16 protein-coding genes and 1 tRNA gene are annotated in these 17,230 nt (G+C 65.5%); 6 read left to right on the top strand and 11 right to left on the bottom strand.

What is annotated here, in order from left to right; genetic code table 11:
• The first annotated feature begins 69 nt into the window (after positions 1-69).
• Positions 70-2,193, top strand: coding sequence for a KAP family NTPase (locus MAY35_RS19395; protein ID WP_238422917.1), 2,124 nt, complete (start codon positions 70-72; stop codon positions 2,191-2,193).
• 20 nt (positions 2,194-2,213) lie between these two features.
• On the opposite strand, the gene MAY35_RS19390 is transcribed toward MAY35_RS19395, so the two are convergent.
• The 10 genes from MAY35_RS19390 to pgm all read right to left on the bottom strand — a co-directional run bounded on the left by MAY35_RS19390 (position 2,214) and on the right by pgm (position 10,645).
• On the bottom strand, positions 2,214-2,693 hold the full coding sequence (locus MAY35_RS19390) for a Pycsar system effector family protein (protein ID WP_238422916.1): 480 nt from the start codon (positions 2,691-2,693) through the stop codon (positions 2,214-2,216).
• 76 nt (positions 2,694-2,769) lie between these two features.
• On the bottom strand, positions 2,770-3,384 hold the full coding sequence (locus MAY35_RS19385; RefSeq protein ID WP_238422915.1) for a hypothetical protein: 615 nt from the start codon (positions 3,382-3,384) through the stop codon (positions 2,770-2,772).
• Positions 3,385-3,393: 9 nt separating this feature from the next.
• The gene (locus MAY35_RS19380; protein WP_238422914.1) at positions 3,394-4,203 is read right to left on the bottom strand and encodes an adenylate/guanylate cyclase domain-containing protein; all 810 of its coding nucleotides are present in this window, start codon (positions 4,201-4,203) and stop codon (positions 3,394-3,396) included.
• Positions 4,204-5,151: 948 nt separating this feature from the next.
• Complete coding sequence (locus MAY35_RS19375) at positions 5,152-5,463, bottom strand: HIT family protein (RefSeq protein ID WP_238422962.1); 312 nt, start codon at positions 5,461-5,463, stop codon at positions 5,152-5,154.
• A 160-nt stretch (positions 5,464-5,623) separates the two neighbouring features.
• A complete protein-coding gene (locus MAY35_RS19370) occupies positions 5,624-6,382 on the bottom strand; it encodes a macro domain-containing protein (RefSeq protein ID WP_238422913.1) in 759 nt (252 codons plus the stop codon).
• A 332-nt stretch (positions 6,383-6,714) separates the two neighbouring features.
• Entirely contained in the window at positions 6,715-6,978 is a 264-nt protein-coding gene (locus MAY35_RS19365; protein ID WP_238422912.1) for a TIR domain-containing protein, read from the bottom strand.
• A 558-nt stretch (positions 6,979-7,536) separates the two neighbouring features.
• Positions 7,537-7,797, bottom strand: coding sequence for a hypothetical protein (locus MAY35_RS19360; protein ID WP_238422911.1), 261 nt, complete (start codon positions 7,795-7,797; stop codon positions 7,537-7,539).
• 184 nt (positions 7,798-7,981) lie between these two features.
• Positions 7,982-8,054, bottom strand: a tRNA-Ala gene (locus MAY35_RS19355).
• Positions 8,055-8,168: 114 nt separating this feature from the next.
• Positions 8,169-8,921 (bottom strand): DsbA family protein, encoded by a 753-nt coding sequence (locus tag MAY35_RS19350; protein ID WP_238422910.1) that lies wholly within the window; start codon positions 8,919-8,921, stop codon positions 8,169-8,171.
• An 80-nt stretch (positions 8,922-9,001) separates the two neighbouring features.
• Positions 9,002-10,645: a phosphoglucomutase (alpha-D-glucose-1,6-bisphosphate-dependent) gene (pgm, locus tag MAY35_RS19345; RefSeq protein WP_238422909.1), complete on the bottom strand. Its 1,644-nt coding sequence runs from the start codon at positions 10,643-10,645 to the stop codon at positions 9,002-9,004.
• Positions 10,646-10,765: 120 nt separating this feature from the next.
• On the opposite strand from pgm, the gene MAY35_RS19340 reads away from it, so the two are divergent.
• Entirely contained in the window at positions 10,766-11,401 is a 636-nt protein-coding gene (locus tag MAY35_RS19340) for an alpha/beta fold hydrolase (protein ID WP_238422961.1), read from the top strand.
• A 4-nt stretch (positions 11,402-11,405) separates the two neighbouring features.
• Here the strand turns inward: MAY35_RS19340 and MAY35_RS19335 are convergent, their stop codons facing one another.
• Positions 11,406-13,190: a long-chain-acyl-CoA synthetase gene (locus MAY35_RS19335; protein WP_238422908.1), complete on the bottom strand. Its 1,785-nt coding sequence runs from the start codon at positions 13,188-13,190 to the stop codon at positions 11,406-11,408.
• 140 nt (positions 13,191-13,330) lie between these two features.
• Between MAY35_RS19335 and MAY35_RS19330 the strand changes: the two genes are divergently transcribed.
• The 4 genes from MAY35_RS19330 to MAY35_RS19315 are packed head-to-tail and all read left to right on the top strand — an operon-like array spanning position 13,331 to position 17,194.
• Positions 13,331-14,560 carry a CaiB/BaiF CoA-transferase family protein gene (locus MAY35_RS19330; RefSeq protein ID WP_238422907.1) on the top strand — a complete coding sequence of 410 codons (1,230 nt, stop codon included), beginning with the start codon at positions 13,331-13,333 and terminating at the stop codon, positions 14,558-14,560.
• 20 nt (positions 14,561-14,580) lie between these two features.
• Positions 14,581-15,420 (top strand): ABC transporter ATP-binding protein, encoded by an 840-nt coding sequence (locus tag MAY35_RS19325; protein ID WP_238422906.1) that lies wholly within the window; start codon positions 14,581-14,583, stop codon positions 15,418-15,420.
• Complete coding sequence (locus MAY35_RS19320; RefSeq protein WP_238422905.1) at positions 15,417-16,559, top strand: ABC transporter permease; 1,143 nt, start codon at positions 15,417-15,419, stop codon at positions 16,557-16,559. Before MAY35_RS19325 ends, MAY35_RS19320 begins: the two co-directional genes overlap by 4 nt.
• Positions 16,556-17,194, top strand: coding sequence for a trans-aconitate 2-methyltransferase (locus MAY35_RS19315; protein ID WP_238422904.1), 639 nt, complete (start codon positions 16,556-16,558; stop codon positions 17,192-17,194). The genes MAY35_RS19320 and MAY35_RS19315 overlap by 4 nt, the downstream gene beginning before the upstream one ends.
• Positions 17,195-17,230 lie beyond the last annotated feature (36 nt).

Here is a 17,230-nt window from a genome sequence, read left to right as displayed (position 1 = left end):
GCTCCTACATCGCGACCGAAGTCATCGACGGTAAGGACATCGCCCCATCGGACTGAGGACAATTGGCACATGACCGCTACGACTTGGACAGACGAGGCACTCCGCACGGGAGAGCACGACGCTCTCGGGCGTCTGCCGTACGCACGGCGGGCCGCGGAGCTGATCCACACGACGCACTCGTTCGAGTCGAGCGCAGTCTTCGGCCTCAGTGGACCCTGGGGTAGCGGCAAGACGTCGCTGGTGAACATGATCGTCGAAGAACTGCAGAGAGAGCATCCCGAGTGGGCCGCAGCTAGGTTCACTCCCTGGGCAACGAGTGATGTGCCCGGGCTGCTCGCTGAGTTCTACTCGTCTCTTGCCGAAGCTCTTCCCAAGAAGAAGGGTCAGCAGGTCCGACGGGCACTCGCGGTAACAGCGTCGGTCGCTGCACCTGCTGCGAACCTGATTCCCATCGCTGGAAGCGCGGCCGCCGAAGGCGTCCGGCTCGCAGGTGAGGCCTTGGCGAAGTCACCGTCGTGGCAAGTGGCGTTCAATAAGGCGTCGGAGGAACTGAGGGAACTCAAGAAGCCGATTCTTGTAGTAGTCGACGATATCGATCGGCTTCACGGGGACGAACTGTTAATTCTCCTGAAGGTTGTTCGCTTACTAGGTAGGTTCGACGGCGTTCAATACCTGCTGGCCTACGACGACGAGACCCTTTACCGGAGCATGATCGCATCGAGTGCGGTCAATCCCCACGACGGTTCGGCGGAGCGGTTTATGGAGAAGATCGTCCAGTACCCCCTTTTTGTGCCTCCGTTGCTGCGGCAGCAGCAGATCTCGCGTTTGAATACTGGGCTCGCGCGCGTCTCTCGAGAAACAATTGAAGATGGTGCGGACGACGGCCGGCTCAGTGGACTGGTCGACTGTTTCACCGACCTGTTGACGACTCCGCGAGCGATCGACCGCTACCTTGCCCAGCTGCAGCACCACATCCCACTTCTGCCTATGGACGAGGTCGATGACGAGGACGTTCAATTACTGACTCTCATTCGAGTCAGTTTCCCGGCTCTGTTCAACTCAATACCGCGGTACCGCAGTGAGCTGGTCTCCGGTCACACCGGCGAACTGAAAACCGAAGCCAAGTCGTTCGAGTACGAGCCGTTCGACATCGAACCGCTGTTGGACGTCGTCCCGTCCGAGCGCCGGAGCACCGCTCGCAAGCTGCTCGTTTCGCTGTTCCCGAAGGTCCGTCAGAAGAAGCAGCTCTCAGTGCACGGGAGCCGTCGGCGTCAGAGCGTCCAGCACGAGGAGTATTTCGATCGATACTTCGCAATGGGCATCCTCGACCACGATGTCAGCGACGCCACTGTCGAGGCCGCAGTCGCAACCGCAGCGGCGGGAGACGCTACATCGTTGGTGCGCCTTTTTGTCGGAACGCCAGACAAGATTCGAGGCCTAATAGTAAGCAAGTGCCTCAGCCCGACGAACCAGCCAGCCACGGACGCGGGCCGGATCAAACTGGCTGACGCTCTAGCCGGGATCGCTAATGACCTACCTTCCGATAATGACGCGCCATTCAGTGACCAGGATCAGCTCCTCAGCTGGATTGGCGAGCTGCTCGTCGGGCTGGACAAGGCGGCGTCCCCAGGGGCGGTTCGAGCCGTAATCTGGAAACTCGATGGCCCACCCCTCCGCATCCGAACATGGACGAGGCTGACGAACAGCATTGACCACGCGTATCGGTCCGAGAAACCGTCCTGGTACGAGGAGGTAACGGACATGCTAGTCAACGACTCTGCCAGTAACTTCCTGGATCACCTGAAGCAGGGTGATGACGCGCAGACCCGTTCTGGTGTCGGATATCAGGTCCACTTCGTTCTAGGCCATCGCCCGGAACTGCTTCGGACCCCCATCCACGAACTCCTGGAGTCGGGTGCAACAGACCTCTCAACTCTCGCCTCGCGTCTGGTATCAGCCCAAACCATCCTCGGGACCAAGCCCGACTGGAAGCTGTCCCCGGACTTCAATCAGGAAGCGTTCAACCAGCTCGCGCCCGCGGGCGACGACCCCTGGTACCACGAGCCTGTTCAGGACGTCGACATCCGTGACCTGAGCTGGGCAAACCGACGCATGTTCGCGGCCGGCCGCGTGAGCCCACCTCCTCCGGGGTCACTGACCGAGGAGCAGTCTTCAGAAGCGAGTAGAGACTGATGCTCGACTACAAGCCGAGTTCATCCACCGGCGACAGGCCAGGAGGTGAAGCTGACCGCGAGTGTCACGGTCGCCACGCCGAGGACGATAAGGACCGCGAATCCCTTGACCGCCCGTCCGCAGGCATCGAACTTGCGGTTCGCGAGTACGGACAGGTCGAGCACCTGCTGCCACGCGTCGGTGCGAACGTCGACCTTCTTCATGTGGTCAGCCAACTGGTCGATAGTCGCCTTGGTGAGCGTGGGCCAGGCGAACCGGTTGAGCGTGCTGTAGGCGACATTGCTCCGGGGTCCGATGGCGCGGATTAGCCAGAACAGGGTGTACCCGAAGGCGATCAGCAAGAGGACTGAGAGAGTGCCTACGACGTAGGCGGCTGGGCAGCCCGTCTTGATGGCGCTCGTGATCGTGCCGGCGTTCGTCATCAGCATGGTCAGGACGACACCGAGTCCGGCGGTGAGGATGGTCGCCTTCGTGTCGGCAAACCGGACCCAGTTTGCCATCTGGTCCATGGCTTGGAAGGCGCCATCGGCATGATCAGCATCGGGCGCATCTTTCGGCGCCGTCTTGCGCCAGCGGCTAGGAAGCAACGGTATGCACCCCCTCGACGGGCCAACGCCGGCTCATCCGCCACTCGGTGTACGCGGCCAGCCAGTGCGCAGCCCACGCCGCGACGGTCGCGACGGTATGCTCGGCGGGCTTCCAGTCGTTGCGGTCAGCGATACACAGGTTCCCGTTGAGGTACAGGTGGGGCGAGTCTTGCCACTTGCGGCCCGCCTGCGCACCGAGGCGGCGGTTGAAGACGACAACGCGAGGCAGCGCCTGGTCGCGGCGCGGGAAGATGCCTACGTCGAACTTGCCACGACGGGTGTCAATCGTGCCGCCCCAACACGGGCCGGAGTCATCGTCGGGTGCCACGTACACGAAGTCCGGGAATGAGGTCTCCATAGCCTCGATATGGCGGGCGAGCTGCGTCTCGTCATCCCACCACACGGCGGGCCCAGCGGGGATGTCGTCGGGCTCGTCCTCGCCGCCGTGGAAGGTGTGCTTCGCGACTGGGGTGACAACTCCGAGGGTGGCGTGGGTGAAGCCGTTGACAGTTTTCGTGACGCCGTCGAAGACGATCTCGCCGGTCTGGGTGACGAACCGGGCGGTGTTGATGCCGAAGTGGCTGAGCAGGGCGGGCATGGACATGTCGATCTCCTAGCGGCTATGGATCTGCGAGGTGGGGATGCCGCCGAGAGTCTCGATCACGCCGGGCAGGTGCGGCAGGGTGTTGCGCCAGCGGTAGTGGAAGAACTTGTAGGACTCGGTCTGGTAATCGCGCGTGTAGCGCTTGGGTGACCGCTCGTGCTCGGAGAAGTAGCGGTAGTCCGGCAGGAGGTCGGCGAGACCTTCGCCAACGACGATCTCCCAGGAGTCAGCCACCTTCTCGCACTTCGCGGCGAAGTTGGCGGCGAAGCCGATCGGGTTGATCTCATTGCTGTACCTGTTGCCGGTCCGGATGAAGGTGATGCTTCCAAAGTCGAGGCCCGCGCGGGCCTGCACTCGGGCCATGCCGCGTCGTTCCAGCCAGGGGTTGACCTCCTGCTCGACCGCATCGAGGGCGAAGGCGCAAGCGCTCAGCGCCATGGTGGCGGTGAAGGCTGGGTCGCCGGGGCTGAACCCGACAAATAGTCCGTCGCCGCGCAGCCCGAGAGGGTGACCGCCGAAGTTGCTGACGATTTCGATGAAGCCGGAGAGCACGGCGTCGGCGAGGTCGGCAGCCTCCTCCTGGTCATCCCAGAATGTGCGCCCGGTGAAGTTCGTCAGGTCAAGAAAGGCGGCGACCATCGGGGCGGTCCGCTTGGCGCCGACCAGGAGGTCCTCGAAGTCCGGGTGCCCGAGGGATTTGGTTTCCAGCGCCGAGCTTGCTGTGAGCGCGACGTGCTCGATGATGTTGGCGCGGTCGCGACGGTTCGAGAAGCCGTTGCGCACCGTGGCGCCGAACTGGGCCCTGCTGTAGCCACTCACAGAGCATCCCCGCCTGCTCGTGCGCCCAACGCGTTCGGGTGACACGCTACGAGCTGGTATCGACAGCCCCGTGTGATCGCTATGCCCCTATCCGTGCGGTCACTCGGCGTGTCTCCGCTGCGACCTCGGGAGCTGCCGCTAGCGTGCGAGGTACCGAGAGTGAGAGTGCTGAAACTCCTGGGCATGAGGGGCGTCCTTCAACGTGATGGCGTTGGGAAGGGACGCCGATACGGCGACGCGGACACGTCGTCACCTTCATGCGTACCACGATTGCTACCCAGTTCCGGGACGACACGCCCGCTCCGGTATACGGAAATGCACCAGCCGTAGCCGCCGTCAGCCCGCGTGTTCTCACAGGCTCGGCCCTTGCCGGGTCGGGGCGGGTGGTCGTTGCTGTCGGCGTGGCTCGGGCTGGCCGGCGAGCTGCCGGAGTGCGGCCTCAGCCCTGGCACGGTCGATCTTCTCCGGCGCGGGGCTAAGGGGTGTGTCGTCGGCGATGCTGCACCGGTCGCGGTAGACGGCGATGGTGTCGGCGTGGCTTCGTCACGCCACTGTCTTGCGCGGGTCGCGCGGCGGCTCACTGAGTGGGCCCCGTCCAGGCCGCTCCGGCATCGCGGGCGGTATCGAGTACCGCGTCAACACGGGCCTCGATCAGCTGCCGCTGCCCATCGAGAGCTTGCCGCATGCCGCCGCTCATCGGTCCGTCCGCTGACGGGATCAATTCCGGCGATACGTCGTGGCGTTTTGCGGGTGCGGCCCGAACCGGCAGGGCGCGGTGGCCCTTGCGACCCGGTATTGGAGTATACGGAGGCAATGTCAACACGCACATCGAGACCGCCACCGCACCAGCGCCTTCGGTAGACAGGTGGGCGAGTGACAACAACGCGCAGGGTCATCACCTTGGGGTGTGACATGGGGGTGGATGGCCGCGCTACTCCTGGAACGAGACTAGTGGGGTGTTGATCCGAGATCGGGGGCGAAGCGGATTGCCGCCAGAATTCGTGCGGCTATCTGATCGGTCTGCTCCACGGTGAGTTCGGGAACGTCGCCGAAGTCGGTGCCTCCTCCGGTCAGAGTGCCGGCTATGTGAAAGTGGAGGTGTGGGATGGCTTGGTGCGCTGCGGTGCCGTTGTTCTGCCAAACCGCGATTCCCGGGCGCTCGAACGTAGCGTCGATCGCTGCGGCGTCCCACGCGAGGGTGTCCATCATCGAATGACGCTCGCTGGGCTCGGATTCCAACAGGGTCGGGTAATGCCGCACCGGCAACACGAGCAGGTGTCGATGCCGCGTTGTTCTCTTGTGACGAGCACAGCGATCAGATCGTCGCGATAGAGGACCGTAAATGGACGCACCCCATTGAGGTAGTCGCAGAATGCGCACGGCTCCTGTTCGGGGATGTCGAGGCTGCTCTCGTTCTCGTTCATCCGGCGACCAAGGATCGCAGGAACGCTTGGAACTCGGCGCGGTCGATCTTGCCGATCTCGTTCGGATGCACGACGATGCGCAACTCCTTCGAGAACCGTACGCGCCGGGCGCGGAGGAGGAACGAGAACGCGATGAGCCTGACGGCGACCTCGGCCGTCAGCTCAGGGATACGGGACTGCCCCTGGCCGAGCAGCGGCACGCAGATCGCCTCACCGTTGCCGTTGCGATCAACGGCATCCCACACGCTGTCGAGGCTGTCCAGGATGCCTCGGATCGTGCCCTGAGCGCGGTTGTGTTCGTCCATGCAGGTGTAGGCGACGCAGTAGTAGCGGGTCGTGCCCTCTCCGTTGAGGACGGCAACGGTCCCGACTGGATAGACGTCTTCCTTGCCGGGCTTCGTGATCGTGCCCACTGGCCCGATACCTGTCAGCGCGGTTGCGAGTTCGGCATCAAGTCGCGTCTGTGATCCACCGTAGATCCTGTGAAGCAGATTGCCTTGAACGCTGCCGTTTTCGATGATGCCTGGCTCTGTGTCGAACGTGGTCGTCATCCCGACGAGGGCTGACGCCCTCTGCTCGAACAGGTCGCCCTCGATCAAGCGGATGCTGATGCTCTCTGAGGGAAATCTCTGCTCGGGGTCCTTTTGTCGCAGGGAGAACAGCGCCCACCCCACGGCTAGTGCTCCCGCGACGGCTAGAAGCCACCACTGACCTTTCAGAAGATTGGGTGCGAATAGCGCGAGGGCGCCGCTCACAACAGCCAACGCACCCAGGGCTTCCAAGAAGCGACGGGCAAATCTTCCCGCGTACCGTCGTAGTGACCGCTTGTGGCGCACTACTTATTCAGCCCCAGGCTCTCGTACACGGACTCGTTGTAACTGTGTGGGCCGGTCTTGTCTGAGCTATTGAAGTCAGGAACGTAGTGGTCCAGTGCGTACTTGATGATCGTCGGCCCGAACGACACGGACATCGTGAAGTAGTCCTTGTCAGCGAAGGGGGCAGGAATGTTGGTGCTGCTCTTGCCTCGACGGGCTCCGTCAAGATTGGCGACAACAACAGGAAGGCCAAGGGAAATGATCGCTCCGACCTAGGCGAGGAACGAGGAGCCGTCGCCTCCCTTGCGTCGGGCGGCAGGACTGCCAAGCAGAACGACCTGCTTCGTGTTGTTCAGACGCTCCCGCAGTCGCCGCTTGATCGTCTCAGGCGTGCTCGTGTCACGCGCCTCGTAGATGTCGTGTGCGTTGGTGAAGTCGAATTCGATGTTCTTGTTCGCTCGCCAGGCCGTCATGAGTCGGTAGTTGTGGATGTCTTCGCTGGCGAAGGCTACATAGGTCTTGTTGCGGTAGCTCATCGTCGGGCTCCTCGATCGTGTCGTCGCTAAGGATCGACGGGAACCCGGACCCTAGCCCCGATTCTACCGTCGAATGGCGACGACCTCGCTTCTTCCATGCGGACTCCCAGAGACACCCAGCGCGAACGGGCGGCCCCTCGCTTTGTTGTCGCGGACACCCGCGAGGGCACGCTGTGACTTCGACCTGCAAGAGGCGTGTCAACGTGAAGAGGGGGCCAGAGACGAGCTCGGATTGTCGGCCGGGCGGGAGGCGACGGGCAGGCGTCAGGTCTGCCGGAAGGCGCGGCTATCGGCGGATGCACTCGCGGACAGGCAGTTCCTGTCCGTGACGGTCAGCCAGGGTCGTGCACCTTAGTAGTCCTCGATTAGCTTCTCCACGCCGGCGATCACTGCGCCGAACACTGACCAGGCACGTAGTGCAGCGACATTAGTGCGGCATACTGCGCGATCCTGCGTTCTGCTTGCCGACTCATCGCCACGGCGAAGAGGAGTTCATCGAGGACTCTTTGGCGCGGCTCAGGTCGCACATCAAGGCTGCGGAGCAGGCGATGACCTCGGCTAAGACCGAGGCTGATGGCTCACCGCGAAGCCCTCGCCGGGATGCTGCACCACGAGTTCGACCAGCTCGTGGCCGCCGAGACCGACGAACTCGCCCGCCTCACCACCCGCCGCGACCGGCTTAAACACGAACAAGAACGACTGCTGCAAGCCCACTACGCCGACGCCCGCGCGCACCTGAAGGAGGCGCTCACTCTGTTGGAGAACTGCGCCGACATCTACGCCCGGTGCGACGACGCCAACCGGCGCCTGTGCAACCAAGCCTTATTCACCAAGGTCTGCATCGAGGAGGACGACAACCTGCGCGTCGAAAAGAACCGGCCCTTCGAGATGCTGCTCGACCCCGAGATCAACGCCGACGCGCTCAACTGGGCTCGGAACGCCGACAAGGCCCGAACTCAGCCCAGTGATTCTTCGGGCAAGAGTTCGAGCCTTGTACGCGGAGTGGAGCTAAGGGGACTCGAACCCCTGACCCCCACACTGCCAGTGTGGTGCGCTACCAGCTGCGCCATAGCCCCGAATTTTGTTGTTCCGCCCTGTTCAAGGGCACTGGCGAAGTTACACCATCTCGGCGATACCAGCCAAATCGCCAGGACGCCGACCCGACCGGTGTCGGGTCGGCGTCCCACGACTCAGGAGTTGTTGCCGCCCAGGATGCTGTCGAGCCAGGCGTTGCCCTCGAGGACGCCGTTGACGGGCTTGCCGTCGTGCAGCACGGTCGGGGTGCCGACCTGACCGCCGGTGGCGTTCGACAGTTCGTCGGTCGACTTCTTGGCGTTTGCCTCGGCCTGCGCGACCTTCGCGTTGTCGGTGATGCACGTGGCGGTGGCCGGGGTCGCACCCTGCTCGGTCGCCATCCGCGCCAGCTCGGGGCTGGTGATGTTGCCGGTGCCGTCCTCCGGGGGCTGGGCGGTGAACAGCGCGCTGTGGAACCGCATGAACAGGTCGGTGTTCTGCTCGCCCGCCACGCAGGTGAGGGCGCCCGACGCACGGGAACTGTAGTCACCGGTCGCCGACCGCGAGTTCAGGAAGTTCAGGGTGTGGTAGCGGACCCGCAGCTTGCCCTCGGTGACCGCCTTGGTGATGGCGGGACCCGACTGCTGTTCGAAGACCTTGCACACCGGACACATGGGGTCCTCGAACACGTCGATGAGGGGCGCCGTCTCCGGGCCCACGATCATCGTCGAACTCGAGGCGAGCGCCGACTGGTCGGCCTCGCCCTTGTCACGCCCGCTCCACCAGATCCCACCGATGACGAGACCCGCGATCACCAGGATCGCGACCCCGCCGAGCACATACGTCATGGTGTTCGACGGCGCGCTCGGCTGATACTTCGAGTTGGTGGTGCGGGGCACCGAGGCTCCCGGCTTACGCTTCTTGCTCACATTCCGACAATATCCGCGCAGCACTGAAAATTGTCTGAGGGATCATCGTGAGGTCCCGGACGTTCGGCGCCGGGTGGCGTTCAGCTCTCCAGCGCCGCGTCGACGACCTGCTGTGCTTCCTTCTGCACCTGCGCGAGATGTTCTGCGCCCCTGAAGGATTCGGCGTAGATCTTGTACACGTCCTCGGTGCCCGAGGGTCGCGCCGCGAACCACGCGTTCTCGGTGGTCACCTTCAGCCCGCCGATAGCCGCACCGTTGCCTGGCGCCGACGTCATGATCGCGGAGATCGGTTCGCCGGCGAGCTCGGTCGCCTTCACCTGGTCCGACGACAGCTTGGACAGCACTGCCTTCTGCTCCCGGGACGCCGGTGCGTCGATCCTTGCGTAGGCCGTCGACCCGTACTCCTCGGCGAGTTCGGCGTACCGCTGCGACGGCGTCTTGCCGGTGACGGCGAGGATCTCCGACGCGAGCAGCGCCATGATGATGCCGTCCTTGTCCGTCGACCACGGGCTGCCGTCGAACGTGAGGAACGACGCCCCGGCGCTCTCCTCGCCGCCGAACGCGACGCGGCCGTTCAACAGACCGTCGACGAACCATTTGAATCCGACCGGGACCTCGAGCAGCGGCCGCCCGATTCCCGCGACCACCCGGTCGATCAGCGACGACGACACGAGTGTCTTGCCGACCGCCGCCGACTCCGACCACTGCGGACGATGGGTGAACAGGTAGTCGATCGCGACGGCCAGATAGTGATTGGGGTTCATCAGGCCGGCGTCGGGGGTGACGATGCCGTGACGGTCGGAGTCCGCGTCGTTGCCGGTCGCGATGTCGTAGGCATCGCGGGCGGAGATGAGGGATGCCATCGCATTGGCCGACGAGCAGTCCATCCGGATCTTGCCGTCGGTGTCCAGCGTCATGAACGAGAACGTCGGATCGACGGTCGGGTTGACGACGGTGAGGTGGTCGAGGTTGTACCGCAGACCGACCAGCGCCCAGTAACCGACCGACGCACCACCGAGCGGGTCGGCACCGATCCGGATGCCGGCGTCGCGGATCGCCGTCATGTCGACGACGTCGCCGAGTCCGTCGATGTAATTGAGCAGGAACGAATAGTCGTGCACGTACTCGCCGCCGCGTGCCCGCTCGAAGGGGATGCGTTTGACACCGTCGAGCTTCTGCGCGAGCAGTTCGTTGGCGCGTGCGGCCACGACCGAGGTGATCGCGGTGTCCGCGGGGCCGCCGGTGGGCGGGTTGTACTTGAACCCGCCGTCACCCGGAGGATTGTGCGACGGCGTCACGACGATGCCGTCGGACGAGACCCCTGGGTTGTCGCGATTGAACGTCAGGATGGCGCGGCTGACCGCAGGAGTCGGCGTGAACGAATCGCTCTCCGCGGTGAAGACCGTGATCTCGTTGGCGGCGAGCACCTCCAGCGCGGTACGCCATGCCGGGACCGACAACGCGTGCGTGTCGAAGCCGATGAACAGCGGACCGGAGATGCCGGCCGAGCGACGGTAGTCGACGATCGCCTGCGTCGTGGCGAGGATGTGGGCCTCGTTGAACGCGTTGTCGAAACTCGAACCTCGGTGCCCGGAGGTCCCGAACACGACCTGCTGCAACGGGTCCGACGGGTCGGGGACGTTGTCGTAGTAGGCACGCACCAACGCGTCCACATCGACCAGGTCTTCGGGCAGGGCCAAGGTACCAGCGCGAGGATGTGCCATACCGCGATTCTGCCACTCCCGGCCGGGTTCGCCCGGATGACGAACCGATCCAATCGGCCGCGGCGAGCGAATCGCTACGGTGAGACGATCGTCGACGCCGCGTGGGAAGGCCCTGCACACATGCTGATCTCCGGACTGTCCGGGCTGTTGTCGCCCGGACGCCCGTCCCCGGGCCTGCTCGTGCTCGTCCTCCCGGGCGGCACCGACAACAGTCACAAGCCCTTTTCGCCATGGCAGCCGTCCGCGCTGCGGATGTACCCGTTCACCTGGTCACTCCGGCTGCGTTTCGGACGGTCGGTGCGCGTGCACCAGGTCCGCTATCGCGTGTACGGCTGGAACGGCGACGAGAACTCGCCCATGCTGCCCGCACGCGCCGCACTCGACGAGATGTGTCGCCGGCACCCCGGCGTCCCGGTCGTCGCGATCGGCCATTCCATGGGCGGGCGCGTGGCCGCACATCTCGCCGCAGACCGCCGGGTCATCGGCGTCCTCGGACTCGCGCCGTGGTGGCAGTTCGCCGACTGGCGACACATCCAGCCCGGTGCGCGCGTCGTCGCGGTACACGGAGATGCCGACACCCGGACGCTGGCCAAGCGGACCCGCAAGGGCATCGACGAACTCGCCGCGACTGGTGTCGACGCCGAGTTCATCCCCGTACCCGGCGGCGGCCACCCGATGTTGGATCACATCGGGTTGTGGCAGCGCAGCGCGCTCGACTTCGTCGGCGAGCGGTTGTCCGCGCTACGACCCGCCTGACGCGTCAGCTCTTCCGGCGCGCCCCGGCGAGTTCGTCGACGAAGTCGGGATAGAACTCCACGTACTTCTCGCCCGCCAACACGTACAGCGGGTCGTCACCGGTCTCGGCGTACCCCTGCTTACGGAGCTCGGTGCGCATGTTCTTGAACGTCGAGGTGTGCTCGAGCTGCGGGACGATCCGCACGAACAGCGGCAATGCGTAGGCCGGCAATCCGGTGCGAACGTGCCGCGCCAGCCCGTCCGCGTCGAACGACTCCCCGTCCCGCAAGCTGATGGCGGCCATGCCGGCCTTGCCATCGACCCCGGGGACGGGCACGCCGAACACGACTGCCTCCTCGACGGACGCATGGGCGTCGAGAACGGCCTCGACCTCGGTGGTCGCGACGTTCTCACCCTTCCAGCGGAAGGTGTCCCCGATGCGGTCGACGAAACCGATGTGTGAGAAACCCTGGTCCCGGACGACGTCTCCGCTGTTGAACCACTTGTCGCCCTTGCGCTTCGCGTCGCGGACGATCTTGCGCTCGGTGGCGGCCGGGTCGGTGTAGCCGTCGAAGGGAACCCGCGAGTTGATCTGCGCCAGAAGCAGACCCGTTCCGCCTCGGCCGACCGGCTTGACCCGGCCGTCGGGACCGCGCAACGGTTCACCGGTCTCCTCGTCGTACTCGACGATCGTGTACGGCAACGGTGAGAACCCGGCCGTCTTGGACAAGCCGAACACGTTGATGAATCCGATGTTCGCCTCGCTCGCGGCGTACAACTCGACGATGCGGTCGATGCCGAAGCGTTCGGTGAAGGCATCCCAGATGTCCGGGCGCAGACCGTTGCCGACGGCCAGGCGCAGGCGGTGCGCACGATCGGTCGGCTTCGGCGGCTGCGCAAGGAGATAGCGGCACAGCTCACCGATGTAGGCGAACGCGGTGGCGTCGTTCTCGATGATCTCGTCGATGAATCTCGACGCCGAGAACTGCTTGCCGATGGCCAGGCACGCGCCCGATGCGAGGACCGACGAGACCGAGATGGTGAGCGCGTTGTTGTGATAGAAGGGCAGCGCGGTGTACATGACGTCGTCGCCGCGCAACCGGATGCCGAGTCCGCCGATACCGTTCAGGGCGACCAGCCATCGATAGTGACTCATCTTGCTGGCCTTGGGATATCCGGTGGTGCCGGACGTGAAGATGTAGATGGCGGTCGATCCCACCTCGATCGACTCGGTGACCGCCAGGTCGAGGGGGGAGCAGCGCGCGGTCAGGGTGGCCAGCTCGTCGAAGGTGAACTCCTTGGCCGGGCGGCACCCGGCGGGCACCGACTCCAGCGCCTCCAACAGATCGCGCTCGTAGAGAACGACTTTCGGCTCGATCAGGCCGAGGCTGTGTTCGAGAACGGTGCCCCGCTGGTTGTAGTTCAGCATGCCGCAGATCGCGCCCGTCTTGACGATGGCGAGCATGGTGATGACCACGTCGGGGTGGTTGCGCGACAGCACGGCGACGACGTCTCCGCGACCGACGCCCTCCCGGATCAGGAAGTCCGCGAGCCGGTTCGCCCGCGCGTTGGCATCTCGATAGGTGATCGAGGTGCCCTCGAACCGCAGGAAGTCCCGGTCGGGATACTTCTCGACACTCTGCTGGAACCGCTTGCCGATCGACATCTTGGTCGTCGGCGGCTTGGGCAGCATCTGCGGCAGGGTGCGCAGGATGGTTCCGGCGTCTCCCCGCAACGAAGCGACCCCCGACAGCATGTCGGTCAGCCGGATATCCGGCAGGAGTCCCGTGCTCGTCGCGTGATCAACCATCTGCAAAGCCTCCCGATATGTGCTGGACGACACACACCATAGCGGGATCTCGACGTCATTGACACATCGGTCATGAATTGTTTCAAGCTGTCCACGGGTCGCCGCTTGGCCGCGCGCCTGTGACCGGCCACACTGGTCGGATGACCGACACCTCCGCCGAGTCGACGGGCGTTTCCGGCCCGCTCGACGGCGTCACCGTCCTCGAGTTGGGCACGTTGATCGCGGGGCCACATGCGGCCCGCCTGCTTGGCGACATGGGCGCCGAGGTCATCAAGATCGAGGCGCCGGGCAAGCCCGACCCGATCCGCACCTGGGGCCAGGCCGAGGTCGACGGCCACCGCTTCTACTGGACGGTCCACGGGCGCAACAAGAGAGCGATCACACTCGACCTGCGGTCCGATCGCGGCCGCGAGCTGTTCCTCGATCTCGCCGAGCGCGCCGACGTCGTCGTCGAGAACTTCCGCCCCGGAACGCTGGAGCGGCTCGGCATCGGCCCGGACGTGCTGTCCGCACGCAACCCGGGCATCGTCGTGGTGCGTGTCTCGGGTTACGGCCAGACCGGCCCGGATTCGACCCGCGCCGGTTATGCCTCGGTCGCCGAGGCCGCGAGCGGGCTGCGTCATCTGAACGGGTACCCGGGCCAGCTCCCGCCGCGGATCGCCCTCTCGCTGGGCGACACCTTGGCGGGGATGTTCGCGGCGCAGGGCGCACTCGCCGCGCTGGTCCGGCGTTCGGTGACCGGCAAGGGGCAGGTCGTCGACACCTCGCTCATCGAATCCTGTGTGGCGGTTCAGGAATCGGCCATCGCGGACTACGACGCCGGGGGCGTCGTGCGCGGGCCGTCGGGCACCCGCCTCGACGGCATCGCGCCGTCGAACCTCTACCCCACCAGCGAGGGCACCCACGTCATCATCGCCGCCAACCAGGACTCGGTCTTCGCGAGACTGTGCGCAGCGATGGGACAGCCCGAACTCGCGACCGACGATCGGTTCGCCGATCACGCCGCCCGTGGCCGCAACCAGGACGAACTCGACGCCCTCATCGGCGACTGGTCACGACAGCACTCCCCGGAGAAGTTGACCGAGATCCTCGGCGCGGCAGGCGTTGTCGTGGGTCCGGTGAACACCGTCGCCGAGGTGGTCGCCGACCCGCACCTGCAGGAGCGTGGGATGATCGCCGAACACTACGACGAGCGCGCGCAGCGCACGGTCCTGGGACCGGGCGTGGTACCTCAGTTCAGCGAGACCCCCGGCGGCATCCGCAACGCCGGCCCCCCGGCCCCCGGTTGCGACAACGAGTCCGTCTACGGCGGGTTGCTGGGATTGTCCGAAGACGAGGTCGCGGCGTTGCGCGAGGCCGGGGTCATCTGACTCTCGGCTACGGTCGAGGCATGTCACTGGTCGCGACCGGGCTCTCGCGCACCTTCGGTCGGCACACCGCCGTCGCCGATGCGAGCCTCGAACTCAGATCCGGCAGGATCACCGGCCTCGTCGGCCCCAACGGGGCGGGCAAGACGACTCTGCTCCTGCTCCTCGCCGGCCTGCTCGCCCCCGACACCGGCACGATCACGGTCGACGACGCCCCGGTTCAGCCGACCGACATGCGTCGGCTGACCGGGTGGATGCCGGACATCTTCGGCACCTGGGAGAGCCTCACGGCGCACGAGATCCTGACGACGTTCGCCAAGCTCTACGGAATGCCCACCACCCAGGCTCGGCAACGCGCCGCTGAACTCCTCGAGTTGGTCCACCTGACCGATCTCGCGACGCGGCCGGCACACGAGTTGTCGCGCGGCCAGAAACAGCGACTCGGCTTTGCCCGCGCCTTGGTGCACCGGCCCCGCATCCTCCTGCTCGACGAGCCGGCGTCCGGCATGGACCCGCGGTCGCGGATGGACCTGCGCAGTCAGTTGCGCCGCCTCGCCGACGACGGGTGCTCGATCCTCGTGTCGTCGCACATTCTGTCCGAGCTGGAGGAGATGGTCGACGACGTCGTGCTGATGACCGAGGGCCGGACCCACGCCCCGCAGGGCGCGGCCGGCGGAGTATGGCGCATCCGACTCGTGGGGCAGCCTCCCGGGCAGGCGCGGGACGTCCGTTTCGACGACGAGTCCGACGCCGCGCGTCACCTTGCACAACTGGTGTCCTCCGGGGCCGCGGTCAGCGAATTCGCTCCCGTGTCCACCGGCATCGAAGACGCCTACCTCGCACTCGGCCCGGAGCGCCGATGATCACGCAACTCGACGCGCCATCGTCGCGCACGTCATTCACCGGCTGGTGGCGCATGGTCGGGGTCATCGTCGAACTCGAACTGCGCCAGCGGCTCCGGACGACGAGGTGGAAGGCCACGCTGGTCGTCGCCTTCGTCGTGACCTCGCTGGCGGTCTTCGGATCGATGTACCTGGCCGTGGGAGTGTTCGGCGGGACCTACACCGGCTGGGCGTCGAATCTGTACGGACTCCTGGTCGGATTCCTGTTGTTGCTCGGGATCATCGTGGCGCCGACGCTGGCGGCGACGACGATCAACGGGGACCGCAAGGACGCAACCCTGGCCGTGGTCCAGGACACTGCGATCGGCAACTGGCAACTGGCGCTCGGCAAGCTCATCGGGAGTTGGGTGGCGGGGTTGGCCTTGGTCGCCGTCGCCGCCCCGTATCTGATCTGGGGAGTGATCGAAGCGCCCCAACCGATCTGGCGCGGTGTGCTCGGCACGATCGTCCTGGCACTGATCTTCGCCTGCTACGCGGGAATCGGACTCGGATTCTCCGCGGTGACGGCGCGACCGGCGGGTTCCGCGGTGTTGACCCAATCGGCCGTCTTCTTCCTCCTCCTCGGCCTGCCGGTCGCCTTCGGACTCCTGTATCCGACGGTCGCGCAGACGCATTCGGTGGTTCGCACCGACACGGCGGTGACCGATCCATCGAGCCCCACCCCGACCTGGACGTGCCGGGAGGTCACCCGCGACGAAGAGTTCCATCACCACGAACGCATCTGGTGGCTCCTGGCCCCGAACCCGTTCTTCATCGTGGCCGACGCCGTGTCCTCGCCACCGGAGAACCCGCTGAGAACCTCCGACAGCACGGCAGCCCAGGAGATCTCGCGGACACTGTCGGCGGTGCGGGCGGGTCCCTACATCGGCCCGCGGACGTGTGCCGACATCTCCTACGGTTTCTCCTACGGCTACGTCGACGAGGGCGACCGCTCGGGACATCGCGCCCGTGAAGCAGCCCACGAGACGTCCGAGATGGGCCACTCATGGTTCGTCGGCCTCGGGATCTACCTGGTGTTCGGCGGGCTCGGATACGTTGTCGCAGCACGTCGTCTCCGAATCCCGGCAGGCAAACTCCCGCGCGGCGTCCGGATCGCATGAGTTCGGCCGACGAGGACGGTTTGCAACCCGGGTACGACGCGCTCGCCGAACTGTACGCCGCGACGTTCCCGTCACCGTTCTCCAACACTCTGCAGCGTCACGTCATCGAGGCCTTCGTCGACCATGTCCGCGGGAGCGGCGTGCCCGGAACCGTGCTCGACGTGGGCTGCGGGCCGGGCGGTGTGACGGCGGAACTGGCCGCCGCGGGTCTCGATGTCATCGGCGCCGATCCGAGTACGGAGATGGTGCGGATCGCTAGGTCGTCGCATCCCCGCCTTCGCTTTGTCCTCGACGATGCACGGCTGAGATCGCCCGAGCTCGACGACATCGACATCGCGGCAATCGTCGCGCGTTTCAGCCTGATTCATGTGCTGCCCGAATCCGTCCCGGGCATTCTCCATGGCTGGGCCACTCGAATGAGGCCCGGCGGCGTCGTGCTGATCGCGGGACAGACCACCGACGCGGGCGAGGTCGTCGAGTTCGATCATCGCGTGGCACCCGCGTGGCGCTGGCACCCGGATCGGATGGCGGCGGCGCTGGCCGACGCCGGTTTCGACGAGGAGTGGCGGACCGTGAAGCGCGCCGACGACAGTCACCGCTTCGCCGAGTTCCATCTCCTGGCGATTCGCCGGTGATCTCCGCCGGTGCTGTGCGCTCAGAACCACCTGACT

The sequence above is a fragment of the Gordonia sp. 'Campus' genome (assembly GCF_022206305.1).
GTDB lineage: Bacteria > Actinomycetota > Actinomycetes > Mycobacteriales > Mycobacteriaceae > Gordonia.
This window is presented reverse-complemented; position numbering and strand designations above follow the sequence as displayed.

What these genes read in the sequence shown, in the direction of transcription:
- MAY35_RS19395 (WP_238422917.1), top strand. Translation starts at nt 70, where the DNA reads ATGACCGCTACGACTTGGACAGACGAGGCACTCCGCACGGGAGAGCAC.
- MAY35_RS19390 (WP_238422916.1), bottom strand. Translation starts at nt 2,693, where the DNA reads ATGGCAAACTGGGTCCGGTTTGCCGACACGAAGGCGACCATCCTCACC.
- MAY35_RS19385 (WP_238422915.1), bottom strand. Translation starts at nt 3,384, where the DNA reads ATGTCCATGCCCGCCCTGCTCAGCCACTTCGGCATCAACACCGCCCGG.
- MAY35_RS19365 (WP_238422912.1), bottom strand. Translation starts at nt 6,978, where the DNA reads ATGAGCTACCGCAACAAGACCTATGTAGCCTTCGCCAGCGAAGACATC.
- pgm (WP_238422909.1), bottom strand. Translation starts at nt 10,645, where the DNA reads ATGGCACATCCTCGCGCTGGTACCTTGGCCCTGCCCGAAGACCTGGTC.
- MAY35_RS19340 (WP_238422961.1), top strand. Translation starts at nt 10,766, where the DNA reads ATGCTGATCTCCGGACTGTCCGGGCTGTTGTCGCCCGGACGCCCGTCC.
- MAY35_RS19335 (WP_238422908.1), bottom strand. Translation starts at nt 13,190, where the DNA reads ATGGTTGATCACGCGACGAGCACGGGACTCCTGCCGGATATCCGGCTG.
- MAY35_RS19330 (WP_238422907.1), top strand. Translation starts at nt 13,331, where the DNA reads ATGACCGACACCTCCGCCGAGTCGACGGGCGTTTCCGGCCCGCTCGAC.
- MAY35_RS19325 (WP_238422906.1), top strand. Translation starts at nt 14,581, where the DNA reads ATGTCACTGGTCGCGACCGGGCTCTCGCGCACCTTCGGTCGGCACACC.
- MAY35_RS19320 (WP_238422905.1), top strand. Translation starts at nt 15,417, where the DNA reads ATGATCACGCAACTCGACGCGCCATCGTCGCGCACGTCATTCACCGGC.
- MAY35_RS19315 (WP_238422904.1), top strand. Translation starts at nt 16,556, where the DNA reads ATGAGTTCGGCCGACGAGGACGGTTTGCAACCCGGGTACGACGCGCTC.